At 46.0% G+C, this 4,341-nt stretch carries 3 protein-coding genes; all 3 read left to right on the top strand.

Annotated elements, in window-relative coordinates:
* A partial coding sequence (locus tag AC1DUA_RS25800; protein WP_477502488.1) for an extracellular solute-binding protein occupies positions 1 to 691 on the top strand: 691 nt, incomplete at its 5' end.
* A 91-nt stretch (positions 692 to 782) separates the two neighbouring features.
* The gene (locus AC1DUA_RS25795; RefSeq protein WP_477502487.1) at positions 783 to 2,534 is read left to right on the top strand and encodes a sensor histidine kinase; all 1,752 of its coding nucleotides are present in this window, start codon (positions 783 to 785) and stop codon (positions 2,532 to 2,534) included.
* A 7-nt stretch (positions 2,535 to 2,541) separates the two neighbouring features.
* The gene (locus tag AC1DUA_RS25790; RefSeq protein WP_477502486.1) at positions 2,542 to 4,152 is read left to right on the top strand and encodes a response regulator; all 1,611 of its coding nucleotides are present in this window, start codon (positions 2,542 to 2,544) and stop codon (positions 4,150 to 4,152) included.
* The last annotated feature ends 189 nt before the right edge of the window (positions 4,153 to 4,341 follow it).

Below are 4,341 nucleotides of genomic sequence, written 5' to 3'. Positions count from 1 at the left end.
CGATTATGCGGCGTACAAGCCTATTGTCGAGGCGCTTCGTCAGATGAAGCAGGACGGCAGCATGCTGCCGGGTGTTGAATCACTTGACATTGATCCGCTTCGCGCGCAATTCGCGGCTGGGAAAATCGGCATGTACTTTAACCACTCCGGTGAACCTGCCGTCTACCAAAGCCAATTCCCGACGAAAATTAACTGGAGTGCAGCACTGCCTCCAACGGTTGACGGGAAGCAGCAAGGAACTGTAGCCTTAGCTAATGCGGGGAATTATATCGGAATTAGTGCCAACACACCGAACAAAGACAAAGCATGGAAATTCATGGAGTACATCTACAATCTTAACTTCCAGAAGGAATATCACGAGAAAGGTCTTGGGATCTCGATTGTGCCGGATGTTAACGCAGCCGCCAAAAAGCCGGCTATGCCAGGAATCGATGGCTTCTTGCCTACTAAGTTTGACGCTCTATATGCACCTACACCGACAGGAGTAGTCGAAACGAAAGTGGAAGGAACGAAGCTAGGAAACGTCATTATTAAATACATGCTCGAAGGCGGAGATTTGGACAAACTTTTGAACGATTTGACCACTCGCTATAACACAGCCTTGGAGAAAGCGCGTGCCGCAGGAGAAACCAAGATGAAGGCGGATCCGAATTTTGATCCGGGGAAATTGCAGGGTAGTCTTGCCAAATAGGGGCAAAGTTTAATGGATACAATAGGTAAGGGGCGCGCGGCCTAAAGCAGCGCGTCTCTTCCTTATTATTGTACGGAGAGGGGGAGACAGCTTGAATAAATGGTATTATCGGCTTTCACTCCGCCGGCGGTTATGGATCTTGGTGTTGATGCTGACAGTCGTCTCCATCTCAATCACGGGGATGATGTCTTATTGGATTGCCTTTCGATCAACAGAAAGTGAAGCGTTTATTTCCAGCCAGAACACACTCAATAAAACGGCACGCGTGTTTGACGAGAAGCTTAGACATATCATTGTCACGACTTCGTCCATGATGCTCAGCGATCCATTCAAGAACGCCATGGAAGATGTTGTTTCAAATCATTCGGCCTCCTATTATACACGGTTATCCTCCTTGCAAACGCCTTTGGGGCAAATGAAGCTCATTGAGCCTTCGATTCAGTCTGTTTTGATTTACACGCCTGTTGGCGAGATGTATGCAACGAATGATCTTCGTAACGGGCAGATTCGGTTCAAGGAAACCCTATTTTCACAATATCTGAACACAACAGAACGTGTCGTGTGGCTGGAAGATCACGAGGACCCGCTTTTTTTGGGAAAGGCGAGAGTGATTTCGTTGATTATGAAGCCTGTTACGGAAGCGGACGTTCGTGATGTATATGTAGTCGTTAATGTCAAGGAAGATGCAATAAGCAGAGTTGTTACGGATGATCTGCTGGATCAGTCCAAAAACTATTATCTGATATCAAACAAAGGCGAAACCGTGCTTCCGCTAAGTGGCCAAGCTCCCCCTTTCCCAAATGACCCATCTTTTCTAGAGCAGCTGAAGAACCAAGATCGTGGGTTTTTCAAGCATGACATCGCTGGCAACACATATTTAGTTAACTATGCGAGGCTGACCCTGGCAGACAATTGGACGATGGTCAGCGTACAGACACAGTCGGATTTGCTGCATCAGGTGAATCGTATCCAAACAATCACGCTCTGGATCATGTTGTGCTGCGCCGTACTGGCCTTCGTGTTATCGAATGTCATTTCCAGCTTCCTACTGAAGCCTCTGCACAAACTTCAAGGTTTAATGAAGAAAGTGGAACAGAATAATCTCGATGTGCGTTTCACCAGTAAATATGAAGATGAAGTGGCACAGGTCGGGATGAAGTTTAACCGAATGCTGGAGGAAATTTCCTCCCTCATTGAGGATGTCAAGGATGCCGAGTATGAGAAGCGTAAGATGGAGGTTAAAGCTCTTCAGGCGCAAATTGATCCGCATTTTTTGTATAACACATTGAACACGATCATTTGGAAGTCAGAAACGTCTCAAAACCGGGATGTCACGGAGATGATCACGTCGCTGTCCCTCTTGTTCCAGTTTGGCCTGAATGGCGGGAATGAGATGACGACTTTAGCGAAGGAGATTGATCACGTAAGGCAATATTTGATTCTTCAGCAAAAATGCTACGAGGACTTGTTTGCGTATTCGGTTGAGCTGAGGGACCCATCGTTGCTGGATGTTCCCGTTTTGAAAATTATTTTGCAACCATTGGTAGAAAACTCAATCTTGCACGGCTTTCAGAGTATGGAAGGGATGGGGAACATTCGGATATCTATCGCCAGATCTGAAGATCAACTCATTCTACAAGTGGAGGATAATGGCGCAGGTATGGACGCAGCTTCCGTCGATGCAGATATGCGGAGTGAGCAAGCTTCGAAGAAAAGCTACGCGCTTCGCAACGTATATGGGCGACTGCGGCTTTATTACGGGAATAAAGCAGATATTCATCTAAGCAGCGAGCCTTATGTCTCCACCACGGTGCAACTAACTATCCCATTGACAGGCGAGTGATCAAACAGTGACGACCGAACTTAGAATGTGTGTCATCGACGATATCAAAACTGTGGTGCAGGRCATTGCCAATCAAATAGATTGGACATCTTACGGTGTTAGCATCTCAGGCACTGCGAGTAATGGCGAGCAAGGCATTGAACTGATTAAACAAACGGAGCCGCACATTGTTCTGACGGATATTCGAATGCCCAAAATAGACGGGCTGGAGATGACTAGGCAGATCCTGGCGTGGTTCCCACGAACGAAAATCGTCTTTTTAAGCGGCTATACAGATTTCGAATATGCCCAGGAGGCGCTTCGGCTAGGTGCGTTCGATTATATTGTAAAACCGTATACCCCACAAAAAATTATCGATGTTGTTTTGAAGGCTAAGCAGTCCATTGAAGAGGAAATTCATGAAACACAGCGTTACCGCGAAATGGAAAGAAAGCTGCGAGAAAGCCTGCCATTCCTGAGACAGGAATATTTTCAACTGCTGCTGCAATTCCGAACGACTCCTGAACAAGCCAAAAAGCGTTGGGATTTTTTGAATATTGGCCTGGAGCGAGAGCGTTTTATTGTTATGTTGACTGAAATCGATCAGTTTAGCGAGCAAACCGATACGCTGCCTGTTCAGGAAGTAGAGCTCATCCGGTTTACCGTGCACAATATTTTGGAGGAAAGCTTGAGAGAGCATACCAAAGGTTTTGTTTTTCGGGATCATATGAACCGGTTCGTTGCGATATTCAATCCTTCGGAAGCTTATCATGCAGATGCCATTGCGGAAAGATGCCGCGAGAATGTTAATAAATACTCCAGATATACAATATCCATTGGACTCGGAGAAGAAGTGCAGGAGATCCATCAAATCTCTTACTCGTATTCCCAGGCGTTCGCAGCCATCTCCTACAATTTCTATACGGGAGGCAACACCGTTTATACGTACCGGGATTTGAGCCCAGTCCATCAAACTTTGCCCCGTTACTCCCCCGAGAAGGAAAAAGAGCTTTTTTACTGCTTAAGGTCGGGGAATTTGCAGAAAGCGTGCAGCATTGTGGATGAACTGTTTGAGGAAGCTGTTCACGCATCGACCCCTCCGGCTCCCGAGGTGGTGAAAGGCATGTGTGATGAGCTGGCGTTCCTGATCAACCGGGTCTTTTCTGAAAAGCTAACGCGTGATGAGATGGAAGGGATTGAACGTTATCTATATTCCATCAAAAATCTATCCTCTTACAAGTTGAAGGAACTTCAGGAGAACATTAAGGAATTGTGCAGGTTGGGCTGTGAATTCATTCAGAAACGCCATGTTGAAGATGTGAATCAAGTCGTCGAGCAAGTCATTGCACATATACGGCAAAATGTATCTTCCAATATGACGGTCAATGATTATGCCAAACTGGTTTATTTAAGTGGCAGTTATTTCGCTAATTTGTTCAAAAAGGTTACGGGAATGACAGTCACCCAATTCGTAACAACGGAGCGGATGGAGCAGACGAAAGCTATGCTGCTTGAAGGAAAGCAGGTTCAAGAGATCGCTCAGGCTCTGGGATACGAAGACAGGCGGCATTTCAGTGAATTGTTTAAGAAACATACGGGCATGACACCGTCCGAGTTCAAACAGCTGTATATACGATGAAAATCTAGCAAAAGAGGTGCACGATATGCGTCAAAAATATGTCTATACTTCTCCGAAGAACGGATACCCCGAGTGGAACAATAATCCAGAGATTTTCCAATTGAATCGAATGAAAGCTCATGCGACTTTAATGCCATATCCCTCTGTAGAAGAAGCACTCAAAGGGGATAGAAGCGCATCCAGATACAC

The sequence above is a fragment of the Paenibacillus sp. 01T422 genome (assembly GCF_056398785.1).
Note: the sequence above shows the minus strand (reverse complement) of the source record. Positions and strands in the feature narration are given on the sequence as shown.